The sequence below is a fragment of the Psychrobacter sp. DM4 genome (assembly GCF_051307035.1).
Lineage (GTDB): Bacteria > Pseudomonadota > Gammaproteobacteria > Pseudomonadales > Moraxellaceae > Psychrobacter.
Genome location: NZ_CP195536.1, coordinates 1,398,645 through 1,420,504, shown reverse-complemented (window position 1 = coordinate 1,420,504; position 21,860 = coordinate 1,398,645). Strand labels below are relative to the sequence as shown.

The 21,860-nt window shown below is 41.4% G+C and carries 13 protein-coding genes, 1 tRNA gene and 1 pseudogene; 12 read left to right on the top strand and 3 right to left on the bottom strand.

All coding sequences use genetic code 11. The features are described 5' to 3' along the window. Position 1: 1 nt before the first annotated feature. Positions 2-4,189, bottom strand: coding sequence for an exodeoxyribonuclease V subunit gamma (locus ACR64G_RS06065; RefSeq protein ID WP_435980596.1), 4,188 nt, complete (start codon positions 4,187-4,189; stop codon positions 2-4). Between the two features lie 287 nt (positions 4,190-4,476). On the opposite strand from ACR64G_RS06065, the gene ACR64G_RS06060 reads away from it, so the two are divergent. From ACR64G_RS06060 to gmtX, 12 genes are all read left to right on the top strand, one after another. After that, complete coding sequence (locus ACR64G_RS06060; RefSeq protein ID WP_435980595.1) at positions 4,477-4,974, top strand: hypothetical protein; 498 nt, start codon at positions 4,477-4,479, stop codon at positions 4,972-4,974. Between the two features lie 83 nt (positions 4,975-5,057). Continuing rightward, a complete protein-coding gene (locus ACR64G_RS06055; protein ID WP_435980594.1) occupies positions 5,058-5,852 on the top strand; it encodes a hypothetical protein in 795 nt (264 codons plus the stop codon). A 72-nt stretch (positions 5,853-5,924) separates the two neighbouring features. Further along, positions 5,925-6,000: transfer RNA gene (locus ACR64G_RS06050), tRNA-Arg, on the top strand. A gap of 554 nt (positions 6,001-6,554) precedes the next feature. Then, positions 6,555-7,550: a type I-F CRISPR-associated endonuclease Cas1f gene (cas1f, locus tag ACR64G_RS06045; protein WP_435980593.1), complete on the top strand. Its 996-nt coding sequence runs from the start codon at positions 6,555-6,557 to the stop codon at positions 7,548-7,550. A gap of 3 nt (positions 7,551-7,553) precedes the next feature. Further along, positions 7,554-11,051, top strand: coding sequence for a type I-F CRISPR-associated helicase Cas3f (gene cas3f, locus ACR64G_RS06040; RefSeq protein ID WP_435980592.1), 3,498 nt, complete (start codon positions 7,554-7,556; stop codon positions 11,049-11,051). 310 nt (positions 11,052-11,361) lie between these two features. Then, positions 11,362-12,744, top strand: a complete 1,383-nt coding sequence (gene csy1 / locus ACR64G_RS06035; RefSeq protein WP_435980591.1) for a type I-F CRISPR-associated protein Csy1 — start codon at positions 11,362-11,364, stop codon at positions 12,742-12,744. Then, positions 12,741-13,715 (top strand): type I-F CRISPR-associated protein Csy2, encoded by a 975-nt coding sequence (csy2, locus tag ACR64G_RS06030; RefSeq protein ID WP_435980590.1) that lies wholly within the window; start codon positions 12,741-12,743, stop codon positions 13,713-13,715. The genes csy1 and csy2 overlap by 4 nt, the downstream gene beginning before the upstream one ends. A gap of 96 nt (positions 13,716-13,811) precedes the next feature. Next, positions 13,812-14,831: a type I-F CRISPR-associated protein Csy3 gene (gene csy3, locus ACR64G_RS06025; RefSeq protein ID WP_435980589.1), complete on the top strand. Its 1,020-nt coding sequence runs from the start codon at positions 13,812-13,814 to the stop codon at positions 14,829-14,831. Positions 14,832-14,834: 3 nt separating this feature from the next. Then, entirely contained in the window at positions 14,835-15,452 is a 618-nt protein-coding gene (cas6f, locus tag ACR64G_RS06020; RefSeq protein WP_435980588.1) for a type I-F CRISPR-associated endoribonuclease Cas6/Csy4, read from the top strand. 333 nt (positions 15,453-15,785) lie between these two features. Further along, positions 15,786-17,276, top strand: coding sequence for a gamma-mobile-trio recombinase GmtY (gene gmtY, locus ACR64G_RS06015; protein WP_435980587.1), 1,491 nt, complete (start codon positions 15,786-15,788; stop codon positions 17,274-17,276). Then, positions 17,254-19,839: a gamma-mobile-trio integrase GmtZ gene (gene gmtZ / locus ACR64G_RS06010; protein ID WP_435980586.1), complete on the top strand. Its 2,586-nt coding sequence runs from the start codon at positions 17,254-17,256 to the stop codon at positions 19,837-19,839. Before gmtY ends, gmtZ begins: the two co-directional genes overlap by 23 nt. Before the next feature lie 23 nt (positions 19,840-19,862). After that, complete coding sequence (gene gmtX / locus ACR64G_RS06005; RefSeq protein ID WP_201564439.1) at positions 19,863-20,534, top strand: gamma-mobile-trio protein GmtX; 672 nt, start codon at positions 19,863-19,865, stop codon at positions 20,532-20,534. A gap of 392 nt (positions 20,535-20,926) precedes the next feature. On the opposite strand, the gene ACR64G_RS06000 is transcribed toward gmtX, so the two are convergent. Both ACR64G_RS06000 and ACR64G_RS05995 read right to left on the bottom strand, forming a co-directional pair. Beyond that, entirely contained in the window at positions 20,927-21,241 is a 315-nt protein-coding gene (locus ACR64G_RS06000) for a putative quinol monooxygenase (protein ID WP_201600902.1), read from the bottom strand. Between the two features lie 142 nt (positions 21,242-21,383). Continuing rightward, positions 21,384-21,506 (bottom strand): annotated as a pseudogene (locus tag ACR64G_RS05995) (metal-sensing transcriptional repressor); the annotation flags it as partial. Positions 21,507-21,860 lie beyond the last annotated feature (354 nt).

Genomic DNA, 21,860 nt, shown 5'->3' with positions numbered 1-21,860 from the left:
TTTAGAGTGGCTGTAAGGCTTTATTCATAGCGTCAAACAAAGGCGATGAAAGGGTTGGTAGAGCATCCATTAGGGCATTATAGTTATCATGCTTATCTAAAACATATTGCCATAGTTCATGCTGCGCGCAGGTATCAAAAGTCATATCACTATTGAAACTTGGTCGCAGCCAACTGTCAAAATCACTACGTTTGGGCTGGTAGGGCGCACCCTCACTCTGTGCCTTTTTTACTTTGTGAAGAAAAGTGAGCGCGTGCACTGGCAGTATGATAAGCGGCGTCTTGCCAGCGATATGAGCAAAGCGCACCCATTTGAGTAGCTCCGCTCGCGCGGTTTTGCACTCCATTGGCATAAGTTTAAAGGTGGTTTTATCTTTATAGCTATCATGCTCAGATCCTGGCTTGTTGAAGCGCCAAATACTTTTGCCGTCCTCTGCTATCACTTGATCTGATGTGGTGCTGCGTGCGACTTGCCAGTAGAGATGTGCCAACCAAAACCGTAATAAATACTGCGTGCGTGCACTATTGGGTAATAGGTTTAGCCAAAGGCTTACCGCTTGCTCTCGTTGCGGCGCGGTGCCTTTGAGTGTCAATTGACCTTGAGCATTCATATCGGGCACGTGCACTGTGGTTATGGTCTCGCTACAGGGGGTAATCAGATTAGCTGAATCTGTGTGTATACCTAAAGCTGCAAGCTCGCTACAAAAATCGTCACACTGCTGATCCATTTTGAGCTGCTGAAAACGCAGAGTGGACTGGCGCGCAACCCCTGCTGGCATCACTGGATTATAAAGCAGGCTTGTAGAGGCATTGCTATCGCTGTCACTTTGACTACTATGCAACGCGGTAAGCAGTTGGGTGTTAATCGTATAAGCGTTGAGACCTGAAAGGGATAGCGGCTCTTGATGTACGGTATCGTCTTCTGGCAGAACGATATGCACCTGCTGCTCTCGCAAGAAGTGCTTGGCTGGATGACGCGCTTGGTAATACAGGTGCTCCATATCCACTTGCACGATATCAAAAGGCTCGTCAATCGCTCCTTCATTAGCTTGGATACGTTCAGCGATCGCTTGGTAGTCAGCTGCACTTGGTAGCTTGACTTTAAGAGGTGGCGTATTACTCATACTCTCTTGCGCTTGCAAGCGCCCAAAGACCTGTTGCCAAACTCGCGCGGGCGCATGAGCACGCTGCTGATTCAGCTTTTCTTTGAACATCGCTTGCGAGAGCAGCGCAATATGGGCATCCTCATCTGTCGCATTTGATATTGAGGGCTGCGGCTCTACAAAAACCTCTGGCGCAAACGGTAGTGCGGGATGACGCGTAACCAGCCATTGCTCAATAAGCTTAGGCAAGTAGCGCTGTACTTGCCCTGTTAAACCAGCGTCGTTATGTGCACGCTCTAGCGGATCCCACTGCCATTGCACCTCCCCTTGCAAGAACTGTAATAGCTCACTAACAGGATTGGCAGGCAGATGCTCGTGAGTATCGGTCAGGCGCTGACCGTTATAGAATATCCAGCAGGCATTACGCGCGCATAGCATGGCATCCAAAAATGCGCCGTTGTCATCATCCTCGCTGAATCGATCACCACGGCGTGCGACGCCAGACTTCATCAGATCATAGCGATTATCCTTGTCACGATTGGGAAACTCAGATAAATCCATATTGAGCATAACAACTAGACCAAATGGCACATTACGCAATGCGCCAAAGCGCCCAAAGGTGATCACCCCTGTCGGCTCAGCACTGACTTGCTGGCTCTCAAGCTCATCTTCAATACTATCAAGCATAAAGCTAAGCTTGAGCGTTAAATTGCTGACTTTTGCCAGTCTTGTCTCAACCTGTTGATTCTCGTCTTGTACCATCGTAGCAGCATCTTCACTCTCAGTAAGCTCGGCGCGGTACTGCTGATAGTGACGATTGGCTCGCAAACTACTCTTGAAGCCATTCATTGCATTGAAAATAGCTCGCATAGGACGCGTCTGATCAAGGTCACCAAAATAAGGATGTATAATACTGTTTTCAATAAGGGCTAGCCAATCCTCAGCCTTATGACGAGCTTGGTACTCGTAGCGGCAAGCATCCAAGCCTGCATACACACGGCACAGTGCCTGAACGATGGGAGCGTCCGATAAACTAATAGAGGCGATAGGAATAGTCTTTTCAGCCAAGGCATTATCTAGCCAATTATCAGGATACAGACAGCCACTAATCTTCGCCTCTGGCATGACTAAGCCCAATGCTATCTGATCGAGTGCATAGGCAAAGCTAAAGCGGTAATCATAGTCAGAGGCATCTAACGTCTGCTGAAAATGCGCCTCATCAAACCCGCGTACAAACCCTGCCTGCGCCAGTAAATCACAAGCGCGGCTCATCTGCTCATGAGTAAGACCGAGGCTCTCATATAGTGGCGGTAGCATAAGCCAATCAAAGACCTCTGCCGCCTCAAAACGTGCGCTGTCACTACCGAGCAAACTATAAAATCCGCGTATCGCCTCCCATAACTGACGAATCGACTTGTCCACTACCCCCGTTACCTTGGCAGGTAGCGTTAAACCGTCCTGCCCTTCGCCATTCACGAATATCGAATTGATCAGCTCATGATGACGCTCGACATCAGGGAGCAAAACCACAATATCAGAGACGTGGCGCGCGCTACCCTCATCGCTTGGCTCATTGAGCCAGCGCCCAATCATGCCGCGTAGCACCTCAAGCTGACGCTGCAAGCTATGGCAAGAGTGAATACTCAAGCTATTATCATACTGTGACAGTTGCCATTGGCGCGCTTGCTCGTAGCGTTTGCCCTGTAAACTATCATCGCTGAATAAAGAACCTCCTGACTGTAAGTCTGAGTTATTATTGCTTAGGCTATCACTGCTTAGGCTATTTTTTCTTTTTGTTGTGCTCTCACTTTTGGCGCTATCGTCCGCTAAATCAAGCTGCATTTGCGCGCCGAGCGCTGCACTCAAACGCCCAGCAGTGGTTTGCTGAGTCGCACTCTCATCAAGCATCAAGATGTCTTGTTGTAAATTAGCGAGCAAGCTTGTCGGTGATGATGAATTACTACTATAGACGGGCTCATCAAACTTATCTTGCCAATCGAGTAAAAAGCCGTCTTTGTTATCATTACTGTCAAGCTCTGCTAGCATCGCAAAAGTCTCACGCGACTGCTTACCTAGACGCGATAATAGCGTATGACCATGATCACGCAAAAACACACTTTTTGGGTTAATCACTTGTTGGCGCTGTAACCACTGCTTATCGACGATATCGGCCCAAAATAGCTTTGATGGATTGTAATGTAATAAGGTAATATCAAAATAAGTAGATAACTTTTGCAAAAAAGTCAGCTCATTTTGTGGTAATTGTTGCAAAGTAAAGATGTGCAATTGCGTGGGTAGCATCGACGTTGTATCTACCCCTGTCTCTATACCCGTGCCTTCTTTGGCACTTCTCATGATCTGCCAAAACCGTTTCTCAATCGCTTGCCGGTGCTCGTAGACCGACGCAAATAGTAAGCGCCACAAATGCCGCTGAGCACTCTCAAGCTCTACGTAATGCGCAACCAGCCATTCAGGTGTCATGCCAGCGTGCTCATCGAACTTTTTGGATAGCTCATCTTTGTCTTTTATGAGCGCCTCAGCATCGACAGGCTTACCCTGTGACCATAGCGTCAGCCAGTCTTCACGGTGCGTGAGGTAGCGGCTAAATACTCTTGCAAAATCCGTGGCCAAAGACCATAGCCGTATGTCTTGCTGACTGCGATCTGCCTTGTCATCGAGCAGCGCTGATAATAGCGGATGCAAAGGATGAGTATCATCAGCGATTATCTGCGCCTGATAATAGGTAAAGTAGCCAAACAAACGCCATTGCATCACTGATCCTGTGAGCACCGCGACCTCAGGCACCGATAAAGTGTCATGAGAGCGCTCATTGGCCTCCAGCCACTCATTATGCGCGGACAGCACCTTTTGCATCAATGTCCATTGATACTGACCCCAAAACGTGGTGGTGACCAAAGTGCTGATACCGGCCTGACTAGCAATAGATTTATCTAGCCAATCGCCGAGCACCATGGAGGGCACTATGACGATAAACTCATCAAAGATACCTTGGTTCTTGGACTGATAAGCCGTCAATAACTGCTCAACTAGGCGTTCGGTCAAATGGGACTGAATAATGGTAAACATAGATGCGGGTCTAATTTTTATAAAGTAAAGAGGAGTCAATGCTAATTTGCAAAATATAGCATCATAAAGGTTTGATACTGAGCTTTATTTATGAGTAGTAGGCGTACCTAAATTTTATTTTCTGATAAAATATCTATAATTTTTCGTTTACAGCATGTGGTGCAAAGCGTCTTAGTGTGCCACCGATAGATGCATTTTACCAGTATCTAGCATCGATGATTCGATGCTCACGACAACTGACGTCGTAGAGATATTTTGAGTATGGTTAATAATTGAAGGTGCAAGTTATGCCGCTACGTCCTATAGATGCACTATTTGTCAATCCAAAAAGACGCTTGTACGTCGTCTACTACCGCGGCGTACTATGGCAATTACCGCGTATGAAAATCGATGAGGCCGCCTGGCAACGTCGCAAGCGGTATGATGGGGATGCTGATGAGCTGTATCTGAGTCAAAAGCAAGTTATATTAGATCCAGTGCTAGCGTCTAAGCTGCGTACACTTAACCTACCAAAGTCAGTACGTGGTAGTACGCTTGCGCGCTTTGAGTCATGGTGGCAGACGCAAGGCTACTACTGGATAAAAGATTTGGTAGATAATAATCAGTCCCCGCTTGCTGTGCACCAAACGGTTTCCTCATCAACTAAGCCAATTGTGTTATCATCCTCAGCGCAAATTAATTCTGATGTACCCCCTACGCCCATAGAACAAAAAGAGGCGAAAAGGGATATATTCGATACTATGCTCGCAGAATTGGTCAATGATGTCTTGAACCCTAAGAAGTAACCGTTTCAATACTTATGACTTATTCAAAAAAAACGCTCCGTTATCTATATAACCCAACATCGCCAATTTAATAAGTCCTGACTATGAAAGATTACAAACGCGTACTGCTAGCTCTTGCGTTACTACTCCTACTTGTAATTATCGCTCTATGTAGTTGGCTTTGGTTGAGCAATCGTAAAAATATGGACCCCCTACCCGTCATGGTTAGTGATAGTACGATAATTAGCGCGACTACCAATGAGCAACAAGGTCTCGGTACTAGTAACGATGTCACTACTAGTATTTTATACATCCAAGCTGAGGACAAGCTACAGGCACCACTTGATGATATTTTGGCTCGGTTTGAGGCGCGGCATCCAAGCGTAAAAGTCGCCGTTCGCTACGTGCCAGCGGAGCAGCTGCTCTTGTTACCCACTATCGATGTTAAGCAAAGTAAAAGCTCAGACTTGCCTCAACCGCTAAAAGCAACTATCGATATCATCATCGCTAATAGTAATCTCGATGATGCGCGTCTATCAGACTTGCAAACGCTCATCTATGATGCTCAAGCTAAGCTTAATAAAAATCAGGTAAGCATCGATAATGTAAAACAAGAAGGCACCACGCAAATCGATAACAACGAAGCCCGTACCCTTGCCTCATTTAACTATGCACTAAAAGGCTCACAAACGGTCGATGGCGTCATCTTGACTGAGAGTCCAGCGGCAATAAGCTTGCGTAATTTCATGCTCTCAAGCGTTGGACAAGACATATTAAAGACCTACAACTACGACGGTATTGACGGTTATCAAAATACTATGGATGAGATATTTAATGATTCTACTAGCGAGGTCATAGAGGATGTAGACGTCACTGATATCTTACAAAATAGTCAATAGACCATTTATACCTTTAGCTTGTTGCTTTTTTACTGATATGTTTTACAATATCATACCTCAAATGTTTATAATGCGCCTATAGCTCAACAGGATAGAGCAGTTGCCTCCTAAGCGATCGATCCGAGTTCGAGTCTTGGTGGGCGCACCATATCATACACCCTTATATATCTATAACGCCCTATTAGCATAGCTTATAGGGTTTTTTTATTGCCTATACTTTACTTTGATGTACTTTAAATAACTGTTGCATACTGTGAAAATAGCAAAAATCGTAAAGCCTCTAAATAACATATAAGTCAGCTCATGTAAGCCAGCTGACAAACCCTGTACCTTGACGGATGCAAACCATAGGAACAACAGGCGTTATGCAAGTTATCTTAATGAGTATATAGGTACTATGCCTATTAACCACCTCAAGCCTATCGACGTATTAGACGCCTGTAGAGTGACTGAGGCAAAAGGTACTTTTGAAGAAGTGAGTTCGTGTTCCCAGCCATTCACACTACTGTCCAACCATTGCCGGTTACATTCTCTTTCGTACTTGCCTTCTCCTATCAATATGATTCTATATTTACTTTATCTAAAGTTAGTTAACGACACCTACTGTCGTATTATAGATTTTATTAATTGTTTTACGAACAAAGTTCCGTTAAAGCAAATTCGTACTTACATTCTACGACACTCTAAATAGACGGAACTACTATGGCAAAACCTACCAACGCCTATACCGACAATAGCTTCGTATCCTCCGATCTTAAGACCATTTTGCACTCCAAACGTGCCAATATTTATTACCTCTCACACTGTCGCGTCATGCAAAAAGATGGACGTGTGCTCTATCTTACCGAAGATGACAAAGCCAATCTGTACTACAACATTCCGATTGCTAACACGACCTCTATCTTGCTCGGTACGGGAACCTCTATCACTCAAGCGGCCATGCGCTTGCTCTCGCAAGCTGGCGTGTTGGTGGGCTTTTGTGGTGGTGGCGGTATGCCGCTATTTATGGGCAGCGAGCGTGAGGTCTTTGTCGAGTGGATGACCCCTCAGAGCGAGTATCGACCTACCGAATATATCCAAGGATGGATGAGCTGGTGGTGGGATGATGATAAGCGTCTTGCCGCTGCCAAACAATTACAAATAGCTCGGGTTGCTTACCTACAAGCGGTCTGGGGTAAAGACAGCGATTTTAAACGCCACGGCTTTGATAGTAGCAATGACGCCATACAAAAAATGCTTAGTAATAACTTTAGTCAAATCGATAAGCAAACCGAGGTCATGCACTTATTACAACTAGAAGCTAGATTGACTAAGCAGTTATATAAATTAGCTGCCAAAAATACGGGTTATGACAGCTTTACCCGTGAGCATGACGGTATCGATAAGGCCAATGGGTTTCTTAATCATGGTAACTATCTGGCGTACGGTCTTGGTGCTACGACCGCATGGACACTTGGTATTCCTCATGGCTTTGCAGTGATGCATGGCAAGACCCGTCGCGGCGCACTGGTGTTTGATATCGCTGATATTATCAAAGATGCGCTGGTACTCCCCCTTGCCTTTATTTGCGCTAGCGAAAACATGAGCGAGCAGGAGTTTCGTCAAGAGTGCATCAATATGTTTACTAAGCATAAGGCGTTAGATTATCAGTTTGAAGTGGTAAAGCAGATTGCTATGTTCAAAGATTGGAGCGTGTAAAAAATGATTGTCACCTTTGTCTCTCAATGCGAGAAAAAATCACTTAAGCGCACCCGTAGAATTTTAGATGCCTTTGCCAACCGCATTGGCAATAACGTTTGGCAGACGGCTATTACAGAAGATGGGCTTACGACCGTCAAGCAACTCTTGCGTAAATCTGCAACCAAATCTACAGCGGTGAGCTGTCATCGTAATAAGACGCGCCAACTGACGGAACTGGTGTGGGTGGTGGGTAATAAACGTCGGTTTAATGAGGTTGGGGTAGTTCCTGTAAACCGTACCAAAAGAAATATCGTGCATGCTGAATGGGAGAATGATTGGGCTTACGCCAGTAGTATTCAGATTATCGCCACGCTATCTGCCCTACTTCATGACATCGGCAAATCAACCATTGGCTTTCAAAAAAAGTTACGTATAGCCACTAAGCAAGGCGACCCCTATCGTCATGAGTGGATATCATTAAAGCTATTTGAACTCATTATTGCCGGTTGTGATACTGATGATGCTTGGCTTAATCGTTTTATGCAGCTTGGCGACTGGTTAAAAGCAAATGATATAGAAAAGGCATTATCTAATGCAAATCACGATGCGGTAAAGGTTGAAGATATGCCACCACTTGCCCAGTGGACCGCTTGGTTGATTGTCACCCATCATCGTCTGCCGCCAGTCAAACAGGTGTTTTACCCTGCTAAAACCATTCAAAGTTTACAGCAGCCAACCAAAACAGATAGTTATAAAAGAGATCTCAATACCTTTTATTCAAGACTTACGCCAATCGATTATTGGATTAGAAACCCTAAATCTCTGCTACCCAAGAAAGACGGCGGTATGACGCAGGCACAATTAAAAGAGTTTTGGCGGTTCGAGAATTTAGTCATTGATAGCACAGTGTGGCAAAAAACCATAAAACGCTGGTCTAAAAAGGCTTTAAATGATCCCACTTTAATGCAAATTAGTCAGCAAGCGGTTAGGAATAAAAAAGCCATTAGCGACCCTTTTTTACTGCATTTATCTCGCCTATGTCTCATGGTGGGTGACCATAACTACTCTAGCCTCAAGCAAGACGACGCACGTTGTCTGAAAGTTAATGGATCGTTTGACCATATAGCAGCCAACACTGATCGCACGGCAGGTCAATCGGCTATCAAGCAGTCTCTTGAGGAGCATCTACTAGGCGTGGGTGCTTTTACCGCACATTTCTGCCGCGCACTGCCTATTATTGCTAATGAGATGCCAACTCTAAAAAATCATGATCCTCTAGCCAAACCTACTGGCGTTGAGCGTTTTAAATGGCAGAATCAAGCGTTTAAGATGGCCTATGCATTACAAGAGACCACCCAAGAACATGGATTTTTTGGAGTGAATATGGCATCGACAGGGGCTGGTAAGACGATTGGTAACGCTCGTATTATGTATGCCTTGGCTGATCCAAAAAAAGGCGCTCGTTTTACCATTGCATTAGGTTTACGGATTTTGACCCTGCAAACAGGTCTAAGCTTTCGTAAAGATTTAAAGTTAAAAGGCGATCAACTGGCTATATTGGTAGGTGGTAGCGCTAACCGAAAGTTGTTTGAGATGGCATATGATAGTCAATCAAATCAATATGCCAATATTATCGGTGAATATACAGGTGACGATAAACCTGTTGAGGATTGCGAAAGTTTCGGTAGTGAGTCCAGCGAGGACTTGTTAGATGAGATCGTAAACAGCGACATTGATTATCAAGACTTTGAGGCGTTAAATCTCGGTACTGTTATCGCTAGTGCCAAAGCGCGTGACCTAATATTTGCGCCCGTTGTAACCTGTACGGTTGATCATATTATTCAAGCGAGCGAATGCAAGCGAGGCGGCAAATACATTGCGCCGATGCTACGCCTTCTTAGTAGTGATTTAATCTTAGATGAGCCTGATGATTTTGACCAAGCGGACTTGCCAGCGCTCACGCGTTTGGTGCATCTCGCTGGGATTTTTGGCACGCGCGTTCTACTGTCCTCCGCAACTTTGACCCCTGATTTGGTAGCGGGACTGTTTGAAGCTTATATGGAGGGACGCAAACTGTTTAACCAAAGTCAAAATAAGCCAGTACCAAAAGTAGTTTGTGCCTGGTTCGATGAGCAGCCCAAAGCCATGATGTCTGAGCAATGTGATGATATTGCAGCTTTTGAGACTCAGCACAATGCGTTTTGTGAAAAGCGGGCGCTGTATTTGACCAAGCAACCTGTCAGACGGCAAGCGCAAGTTCTGCCTTTTTGTGCCAAATATACCAAGGATACCGAAAATTCTTTTTACAATGCGCTAGCACAAACACTAATCGATGGCGCTATCAGCTTGCATGATGATCATCATGAAATATGCACTCAGTCTGATGTAGAGTCGCAAGTAAGTATAGGACTGGTCAGAATTGCTAACGTCAATAATATTAATCACATTGCCATGCAATTATTTAAGGCTGATCTAATAAATATTCCTGACGACACCATTATCCATCTGGTGTGTTATCACGCCAAACAAAATTTACTGCTAAGAAATACTCTAGAGAACAAGCTAGATCGTATTTTAGATCGTAGTGATAGTACTAGTAACAACAATAAAATTGCGCTCTCTGATCATCCTGAAATTAAGCAAGCGTTAGCGGCTAACCCTACCAAAAAACATATTTTTGTAGTGTTGGCGACACCTGTTGCCGAAGTAGGCCGTGATCATGATTATGACTGGGCAATCGTAGAACCCTCGTCGATGCGCTCTATTATTCAGCTAGCTGGTCGAGTGTGGCGTCATCGTCCTGACAAAGTGGCTTCTGAGCCTAATATCCTACTACTGCAATACAATATTCGTTATTTCAAAAACGCGAGTAGTCGACCAGTATTTACCCATCCAGGTTTTGAGACTGCACTATTCAAACCAGCCAGTTATGATCTGAACGAGTTGCTAACCAAAGAACAGCTCCAGCAAGTCGATGCTAGAGCTAGAATTATAAGCTCTTCAAATAAATCGATTGAGACCTTAAGCGATCTTGAACATCAAGTCATGCGTCATTTATTGAATAATCCCAAACTCAACTATGTCAATGCCTATTGGGATGATATAGCCGATGCCAATCGTTTTCATACCCATTTGCAACAGATCACGCCCTTTCGAGCTGGCGCACCGCAAGAGGATTGGTTATTGATACCACGCATGGTACATGATGACGAAACCGATGAGCCAAGCTTAGGATTAGATGCCTATTACGCAGAAGATGTGTTTGATAAAGGCTTAGCTCGCTCTACTGTCCACAACTCAGTCATACAGCATCTAGATTTTGAATTTACTCACAGTCAGATTAAGCCATGGCTAACCACTTCGCTAAATACAGCACTGCTAGATATCCAAAAGCTACAACCTGATAAAAGCTTGCGCTCGCTTGCCATTACTTACTCCTCTGCCTCGCTTGACCGTATTACGCCTCATAATAGCCGAGGCTGGAGGTTTCATGAGTTTTTTGGATTTGTTCGTCAGTAAATTTTAGATATAAAAAAGCACGGCGTGAACCGTGCTTTTGATATAAGCCACCTATGCGGTGGTGAAATTTTATACTAGTTATAACATTTTCTAAGCCAGCTATACGCTGTCATAAGATTATAACAGAGCGCCTTTATACAAACATGATTGTTCACCCAAGCCATGCTGTTGATTAAGGAACATCGTTATTCGTTTAAAACTACTTTATACGTCAATACCTTATACTTGTTATAACATGGTTTACATAAATGTCATTCTGTGCTTAAATAAATTTATTACTAACTTTTGTTTATTATAAAAGGAGTCAATTTTGACAGATATATCTAAAGAGCTGGCAAGCGCTGCTGTTACAGCATTTCTAGCCAGTCAATACGATAAGAAAACTGAAACAGAGCAAAAGCAGCTCGCAAAAGCGATTGAAAGTGATGACTATGACAAGGTTACAGAGTTAAAGACAACTTTAGCAGACGCTCAAAAAAAATACAGTGTCGCTAGTTGGATTCCTGATGCAGCCACTCGTATGGCAAAGCAACTAAACTTCGGTACGCATATCTCAAAAGGGGTTCATCCTGATGTGAAAGGCGACAATATTAGCTTTAAAGCTACAGAAAATCTTTCTGAAACGCTAGTTGGCACGCATTCAATAGAAAGTCATTATATCGATGCTAATGGTAATGCCGCTGCCCTACCGCTTGCTGCTTTTTTTGACTTTGAAGTTGATGAGACGACTAAAATTCGTGATCTTATCTTAGTGGACAATACGGACTTTATTGCCTCACTAGCTAGTGAGTCCTCTATTGCCAAAGACTATCATCATAGTTTTAAGACGGCTCTACAAAATATCATTACTCAACCTAGTGCTCATGAGCGTAACAAACAAACATTATGGGTCACCAATGCGTATCAAGATATCGATTTAGAGCGGCTTGACTACATTACTATTGTTCCACTCTACCCTTCTGTACTTACCCATGAAGTTTATCAAAGAATCAATCATCTAAAATTTTCAGATGAAAACAAAGCAGCAAGGGATAATCGTTTTAAGAAAACGGCTGAACAAAAACCTTATGTGACTCTAAACCAATTAGCAACTTTACAGTTAGGCGGAACTAAACCGCAAAACGTCAGTTTATTAATGAGTAAACAAGGCGGTCGTAACTATCTACTGCCCTCTCTACCACCACCTACCATCGAAGACTCCAAAGGCTTTAGACTCTCTAAATTTGCCCGTAGTATTTTTGGTGCTGGCCTGCAATATCATGCACGCGAAGCGATTGAAGATATCTTTCAATCAGTCAAAGAAGCTCGCAATATCATCGATGTCAGAGACGCGCGCAAACATGCCATTGATGAGCTTTTGTTTCAGATATTTTCAGCGAGCGATGAGCTGCGTAATAGCTTGCCTGCTGGCTGGTCAAAAGACTCTGAGCTTGAGCGCGCTCAGATGCTTTGGCTTGATCCTAAACGTGCTGATTTGGAAGGTGAAGAGGACTTTAAAGCGGAACGTGAATCAGGTGATGATTGGCATAAATCAATTATTCATGGTTTCGCTCGTTGGCTAAATGCGCTACTACAGGATAAGTTTAAACAAAAAGCCAATGACTTCGGTGATCCTGAACATTTGGAATGGGAGCGTGAAATTGAAGAGATGATAAAACGATATGAGCGCGCAGGCAAAGGGGTATTTTTATGAGCCGTGTAATTGATGAAGTCAGTATCGGTGTCAAAGGCTATTTGATGTTCAAAAAAGTCATGATTGAAGGCGCTAATAGCATATCTAGCCCTATTACCTATGGTTTTCCTGCTATCACTGGGTTTGTGGGTAGCTTCCATGCTATGTCGCGCAAGATGACAGAGGATGATGCGCTAGCAGGCGTATCATTGGGCGGTGTGCTCATTGCCTGCTATGACTGCCAGCCGCAAGTATATCGTCAGAATAGTTATAGTAATTACACCTTTAATCAAACGCGCAATCCTATCAAAAAAGATGGCAAAACGGCTTCTATTATCGAAGAAGGCAAATGCCGATTAGTGGTGAGTTTTGTGGTAGAGGTATTAGCCGATGATGAGTTAATGCCTGAGCAGCAAAATCAACTTATTCAAAAAACGACTCAATGGATTCAACAGCAGCGTATGGCAGGTGGCAGCGTACAGGGCTTAGCTCGATTTGATCCCGTACAGTATGTTGATCAAGATGACATCAGTATGCTGACGCCGCAGTTATTACCCGCCTTTGTATTGATGGATGCTCAAGATGATTTTGTAGATATTATTAATGAGATCAAACAAGATAATCCTGAAGCCACTACCTTAGATGCGCTCATAGACGTTTGTGCCCTACATCATATTCCTGAGACACAGAAAAATGGTGATACTAAATGGTCTACGATGTCACGCAAAAGTGGTCATGGTTGGGTCGTACCGATGCCTATAGGCTATCAAGGTATCTCCGACTTATACGATGCTAGCGTGATGCAAAATGTACGTAATCCTGAATATGCCAGTCAATATGTTGAAGCCATTTATAGTCTTGGCAAATGGGTCTATCCGCAGCGTCTAAACGATATCAGTGGTAAGAACGCAATTAACAATGCGTTTTGGCGCTATCACTATGATGCTGATCGATCGCTATATTTAGTCACGCAAGATCAAGATTTGTCGTAGTACGTAAATGTTTTTAATACCTAGTTTTTAAAATTTAGTTTTACACCCTTATCCTAAAACGATCTAAAACTTACCTTTAACAAAATGGAGAATTACATGTCAAAATCCGACCTAAAAACCGCCTCAGTATTAGCGTTTGAGCGTAACTTAGACATCTCAGATGCCTTTTTTGCTCAAAACGATAGTAAAAACACCACTACCAAAACCATTCCTGTCAAAGTGAATGAAAAATCGGTTCGCGGTACGATTAGTAATCGTCAGAAAAAGGCTATCGCTAATGATCCTGCCAAACTAGATGCCGAGATTCAAAAAGCCAATTTACAAACGGTAGATTCGGCGTCCTTAGATGAAACCAGTGATACTTTAGTAGTGACTTGGAGCTGCAAGGTATTGCCATTCACAGGTAAGCCAAGTGTCTGTAACGATCAAGATTACCAGAAAGCGTTAGTAGCTGCTGTGCAAAGCTACATCGAGACTCAAGGCGTGAGTGAGTTGGCTCGTCGTTATGCCACTAACATCGCAAACGCTCGTTGGTTATGGCGTAACCGTGTTGGTGCTGAGCATGTAAAGGTTGAAGTTAGCTGCAAAGTAGGTGAAAAAGAACACAGTCTTAATTTTGATGCAAAATCTATATCAATGCATGACTTTGATGGTAGTTCCAAGAGTAGTGATGATCTAAATCAACTTGCCAGCCTTATTGAACAAGGGCTTGATGGCAGCGCCTTTATCATACTCTATGTCAAAGCTTCCGCAGTTATGGGCTATGGTCAAGAGGTCTACCCCTCACAAGAGCTAGTCCTTGATACGGGCAAGACTAAAAGTAAAATACTTTATACCGTCAATGACAAAGCTGGCATGCACTCCCAAAAGGTTAGTAATGCCATTCGTACTATAGACAACTGGTATCCTGATGCCCAGTTTCCCATTGCTATTGAACCATATGGTGCGGTAACTACTTTGGGTACGGCGTTTCGTCAACCAAAAGATAATATGGATTTTTATAGCTTGTTCGATAGCTGGGTGTTACAAGACAAAATACCTGAGGTTGAACAACAACATTATGTCATGGGCGTACTGATCCGTGGCGGCGTCTTTGGTGCTAGTGGTAAGGAGTAATACATGACTGACTCACGCTCAAGTCTGACCCATTATCAAGAGATAACCATCATCCCCGATCCTGAAATAGCGCCTTATTTTATTTGGAGTAAGCTGTTTACTCAGTTGCATATTGCACTGGCTGAAGCTCGCAATGTACATAGCATTAAATCAATAGGGGTAAGCTTCCCTGATTATCATTTCGATGAAAAAGGTAAATCCTCAAAGCTGGGACTAAAACTTCGCGTTTTAGCTATCAGTCAACAGGATCTAGAAACCCTTAATCTTGATAAATGGTTAGAGAGATTAACCGACTACGTGCATGTGAAGCGCATCGCTGAGGTTGGTGACAAAGCCAAAGGGCACGTCATAGTCAGACGCTACCGCCATAAAAACGTGCTCAAGCAAGCCGAAGCATTCGCTGAGTATAAAGGCATTACGCTGGATGCGGCGCTGATACACTGCGCCAAACACAAGCAGGATAATAAACCCTATCCCTATATTAGCTTACGAAGCATCAGCAACAATCAACCCTATGCGTTGTCTATTATTCAAGAAATGGTAGATGACGAGACTCAAGGATCGTTTAATAGTTATGGTATCAATAATGCGGTAGATGAGGTTACCGTGCCACATTGGTAGGTGATCATAGAGGTAATGATGAATTACCTAAAAATTAGGCATAAAAACCCTTTTTTTATACTACTTAAAAACTTGTAATAAAATCAACCAGTTACGACAGGGTCAAAAATGGAGGGTAAAATAAGGTATTTTGCCCTCAAAGCCTTGTCGTAATTGATTTTTTTGAGGTATAATTCCTCTTCATCACCGCATAGTTATTACTAGTACTGATAAGTGTATAAAACATATAAGAGACTCTCCTAAAGAGTCTTTTTTTAGATAACATTAAACACATTAGTTCTAGTAAAAAGTGTATAATATATAGATTAGCTTAAAGCATATAGAGTTAAATACATGAAGACTGTCAGAGTTAGGGCAAAAGTAATTCAAGATGATTCGGGAGTCTATTCAGAGATTCCTGTTCTAATTAGTGACAGTAATGAAATCTTAAAACCATTAATGGACTATGCATTAAAGTTAAAAAGAGATGGTAAGAGTCATTCCACAATCAATAATTATATAAAAGCTACTCAGCTTCTAATTGAATATATGACTGCTAATACAAGTGGCTTTGAGTCGCCTGGAAACTTATTTGAAATATTTAGTAGTCGCTTGTACACAGGAACTATTAATGAAGAAGGTTTAGATCCATCAGGCTTATATTGGTTACCTTGTAGTAAGCAGGTTGCAAGGTTACACATAAATGCTTTAAGCAGATTAACCGATTGGATGGTAGAAGAATATAATCTAAATTCAATCAACCCAATGGTTGAAGCAGATAGTGTTACGCAAAGGCTCAATTACGCAGCTTGGTTTCGTAAAAATCAGTATGATTTTCTAGGTCATATTAAAGATAAGCAGATTAATTCCACCTCTAGAAATGCTCGTAGGGTACAAGGTAAACGTTCATTAGGTAAGCAAAAACAAGAAGCGATAGAATTTCCAGAGCACTATTTCGAAAGTTTTTATATTGATGGCTTAGGAGGTGCAAAAGACCTTAGGGTTGCTATTCGTGATCAGCTGATTCTATTACTTCTACACGGTGGTGGTTTAAGAGAGTCCGAAGCTTTACACCTTTGGATTGAAGATGTTCTTATAGATCCCTTTGACTCTGATAATGTGAAAGTTCGTATTTATCATCCTGAAGATGGAAAAGCTCCTAATGGGTGGCGTGGACGCTCTGGAAAGACCACTAGAGCTGCTTACCTAAAAGAAAAATATGCTCTAAGTCCCCGTAATGAATTAATAGGTAAAAAACGTGTTGGATGGAAAGCAAGAGTTACAGATAGTAAAGACGAATACATTGAAGTACATTGGTTCCCTACAATTTTTGGTAAGGTATTTGCAAAGCTTTGGCAAGATTATATTCGACTTCTAATAAGTGTTGATCGTCATCATCCTTACGCTTTCGTAAGCTTTCACCACAGTCATCTTGGTAACCCTTATACTTTAAATGCTTTTCATGACAGTTATCATCGAGGTCTTAAGCGAATTGGTCTTAATCCCAGTAAACCTGACGGTTTATCACCACATTCTCACCGTCATAGCTACGGAAGACGTTTGCGTCGCGCAGGTGTACAAGAGATAGTCATTAAGAAGTGCTTACATCATGCATCTATAGAATCGCAAGCTGTTTACACTACCCCAACGTCCATCGAAATTACGGCAGATTTAAATGATGCTACAGAAAGACTTATGCTTTCTAAAGAGGACTCTAAACAAAATAATAACTTGAGCTGGAATGCATTAATGCGCCATGGTTTTGATGATATTGATCCTAGTGGACTATTTACAGGAAAGAATCCAAGGTTAGGGATAAATAATGAAAGCAACTGTACAAGCTAAATACGATGGCAGAACTAGTGACCTCACTCTTGGATGGCTGACGAAAAGGCATGGTAAGGCTTGGGAATCGTGGCGTGAATTTGCAGAAGAATGGATGAATGCTCAGGACACATCGCAACACACTAAATTAGACGCTTTGTGTATATTTTTTGACGTCTATTTAACTTCTAATGCACTTTGGGCGTCAGACATAGTTACATTCTTTGAAGCCAAGCAGAATGGTTGGCAAATCTCAACTGATGATTTTAAGACTTCAATATTTGAAAATACCAAACGCTCAGATAATTCATCCACTGTAGTATTAATGAATCATATTTTTGATTTTATTGAATGGTTGTTGACAGAGCATTTTAGTGAAGAAGATGATAATGGGTCTGTCATTAAGCTATATACGAACCCCTTCGAGAAGCAACAGAGAAAAAAACAATATACTGAATCTGTTTATAACCCTTTACCCTATCGTTATATATGCGACCTTCGCAATATTTTATGCCCTGAACCTAGGGGTGATTTTAAAGACTGGATATGGGCACATGAAAAATTGACGCATGAAGGACGAGTGTCTAATAGTAATTGGTTTGAAGTTGAACAGAAACTTATTGATAATAATGATAACGACTGTATATGGCGTAGTAGAAATATTAGAAAAGACAAGCAAAATATTATTATCTATGAAATTTGGTCACCTGTTGTCGCAATGTGCTTATTCATCAAATTACATCTGCCTCTTCGAACTTATCAAGTTAGGATGTTGGACTCAGGTGAAGCAGATACTATGCGTTATGAAAATGGCAAATGGATAAGAAATACTAAGCATTCATTTGCATATAGAAATTATAAAAAAGGAGTTTTTCGTCAGTTTAAAAATAATGTAATGGAAATGGAGTCTACAGGATTATACATCAGCACTAACAAGACCGCAGACCAAAACATAGATGAAGTAGAGCGAGGCTATGAAATTCCATGGCAGAACGAAGATGTATTATATTGGTTGGAAAAATTGAGAAATTGGCAAGAAAAATATAATCCTATCAGTAAGCCTACAGATTGTAATGAATTAACACTTAAACATACACAACGTAAAGTATCTGAATCATATCTTGATGCAATGAATGATAGTTGTTTTTTGATGCGTGATGCGACTGCAACTGACTTGGAGGATAGGAGCAAACCAATCAATGATGCCTCAATTCCAACTCTTTGGTACAAGCTTCTATCTAAACTTGAAGATAATCTTCGTCTATCAGGAGACACATTATCCGATGGTACATTTTTTAAACTAGTTCACGATTATGGTAAGGGTTATAAGACTACTAAAACTAAAACTGAGTTCCCTCTGCATAGCCTTAGAGTCTCCCTCATAACATGTTATATCATGGATGCAAAATTACCTTTGCCAGTGGTTTCTAAGCTGTTAGCAGGTCACTCACGCCTACTTATGACTATTTACTACGCCAAACTTACCCCAGCAGTCATGAAAGAAAAAATGATTGAGGCGGAAGATCGTCTTGAAGATGTGTCAAAAAAAAGTGTTCAAACTTTTCTTAAGAATGCTGAAATGAGTCAGATCGAATGTAAAATGGCTTACCACGATAATAATTCGATTCAAGCTGCTTTGGTTAATCGTAATCCTATAGGATGGGAAAAACGACATCATGGTCTATGTCTAGTTGGTGGCAATACAGTTAAATCTGATGAAGTTGGAACTGTAGCAGGGTGCTGGAACGGTGGAGAGCTTATTAAGGACTCAAGTGTTGTTTCGCGAAAAATTTACGGAGTTGTGCCTCATGGTCCTGAAAATTGCGTTCGCTGTCGCTGGTTTATCACTGACGCTCAATACTTACCAGCACTCACTGCACACTTGAACTTTATGAGTTACAAAGCCTCTGAAGCTGCAAATTTAGCTATAGAACTAGAGGGAGAGATAGAAAATATTGAGGAAATAAAGTACGAAGCAGAAGCTAAAGGTAAGCCTTTTACTCATCATAACAAATTACAAGAATTGCAGCGACGACGTGAGAAGCAATCGTTAGAAGCAGATGAGTATACTAAGGACTTAATTGCAACTCTCAATCTCATTTATCGTTTGGTTGAAATTGAGCAAGAACGGGATAAAGATGATCATAAAAATAAAATAGTAGCAGTTGGTTCCAAGAACGATATCAGAATTGGATTTATAGAAACAAAATCTGAGTTGCTACAACTATCCTTAATTTGCGATGATGCAGAAATTTATCCAGATATGCTTGATGATGTTAAGAAGACTTCAATCATTCAAGATATGACTCAAATTATCAGTCGAATGATGATACGTCAGGGTTATATGCCACCGTTTCTAAGTTTAAATAAGAATCAGCAACTTATTGCTGCGAACGCTATGGTTAGACAAATGGCATTACAAGTTAATTCAAAAGACAAGTTAGATGGCCTTAGTAAAGTGGCAAACTATATTGAGTTAGAAGAGTTTATGCAAGATAGTAAACTCTTAGATGACAGTATGAGTGTATTACAGGAAACCGTTAAGCAGCCTATTAATTATATCAATATTAAATCCCTAACCTAAGTAAATGAGAGGAGAAATATCTTATGGATATCAATATCGACATAATTTTAGATGATTTAAAGGAAGGTAAAAGTCAACGTACGAAAGATTCGTTAGACAATCTGAATACTTTACTAGAAACTGAATTTAATAAAGATGAGCACGATTATTCTATTGCTCATATTGGAAGACTGTCGAAAGCTAGTGGTGGTATCAGCACTGTTAGCATTCGTAATAAGTCAGGTAGTCACTACAGGCTTCTGATTGACGCTTGGGCAACTAAAGCCAATACTACCATGAAAAAACCACCCTCTCCTCAATCTAGGAAATATGATGTCGCATCAGATATGGAGTTATTAAAATATCTGTCTGACCCTGCAATGCGAGCTGTTTTTGGTCAAATTATTGCAGAAAAAAATAAATTAAAGTCAGAAAATCGCATCCTTAAACAGAACATTGAGGTGAACATAGATATGCGTCCTAATAAGATAGCTCCTATAAATCAAAATTCACAAGTTGTGCAAGTATTACCTTCATTAAGTGGGATGCTGTTAGATAGTGATATTGAAGCCCTACAGGATGCTATTAAGGAAGAGAAAATTAATAAGCTAGGCTGGACTGTATCAAAGTATGGTGCAATTAAAGATGAAGTTGGTCGAACATTATTTAAAACTGGTTTTGTTTTAGCTATACAAAAAGTATTAGCTCAAGTCTAATAGTAAATAAATTTTATATCTTCCAAATAAATCATCTTATTCAGTGACAGTTTTTACAGATAAAGCGCAAAACGGAGAGCATCCTACATTTTGTGTAATTATTGATGAAAGCCACATAGCTGTTACACAGAATATAGGATGCTCTCCATTATTAAGCTTACAGGTGGTGTGTCAAAAAGTATGCTGATTAAAACTTGAACAATTTTTGAAGCCTTGAAAGCCCTATAGAATCAGAGAACTTAGCATAGATTTCTTATTGACTTCTATCGCCAGCATACTTTTTAGAACACCACCAAATAAAGTAGCCCAACTTGAATAAAAAGCCTCTGACAAACCTCACAGGGTTGAAGTGCTGCCTTTCATTCAAAATTTCAGGCAGCACCCTCATACATTTAAGTGTCGGTATGACCTGGTAGTTTACTAGCCAAAACATCTACTTTTTCAATAGACGGTGGCTCTGAAAATAGCTCATCGGCCTGATCCATCAAAGCAGCTGCAACTTTGCCAGATAAATGTGCTTCGCGACCCGCCTCATCAGGAAATGCATCAAAAATACCAAATGTTGTAGGTCCAAGACGTAGGCCAAACCACGCAACTGTCGCAGGTTCTTCCATTACAATAGGTAAACCGGCTTTAAGGAAAGCTTCCACTTCGTCTTCTTTACCCGGTTTAGCTTCAAGACGGACATATAAAGCTGTTTTAAGCATGACTAAAACTCCATAATTATTAGAATTAAAACTGATTCTGACATTTCTAATATATGCATGTCAGACAGTTTTGTTGTACAAAAGTTAAAACAATTTCCCATAGCTGAGCCAAAATCTGGGTTTTTATTTCGACATAATGCTATTGTTGCAGAATTGCACCACATTCCACATTGTCTTCTAACGCTTTTTCAATCGCTTGCGTCTGACCTTTGATCCTTCTGACGCGTAGAAGAATCTTTTTTTTGTCTTCAACCTGATTAGGCATCAGACCTCCTTATTTGCTAGCTTTTATACTATAGTACCCCATAGTATAAAAAGAGCAATATTTTTTATAAATCGAAAATCAAAAAGCTCTTTAGCGAAAATTTTCTATCCCTGTTTTTAGTTTTTTTTAAATTAACATCATAGAGCTTATGCGAAAGTCACAAAAAAATGGGACTTTTAGCTCCCATTTTTTATTTTGGCTAATGTTCTTTGTAATGCTGTGACCTTTTAGAATTATGTTTCAAATTTTAGCCACTTTGTAGATATTTTGAACGTTTCAAGCCTTGAAAATACTACCGACAGTTTAGATTAAACTGCCTTTACAGACTGTACTAGAATATTTTTAGTGAGCGGA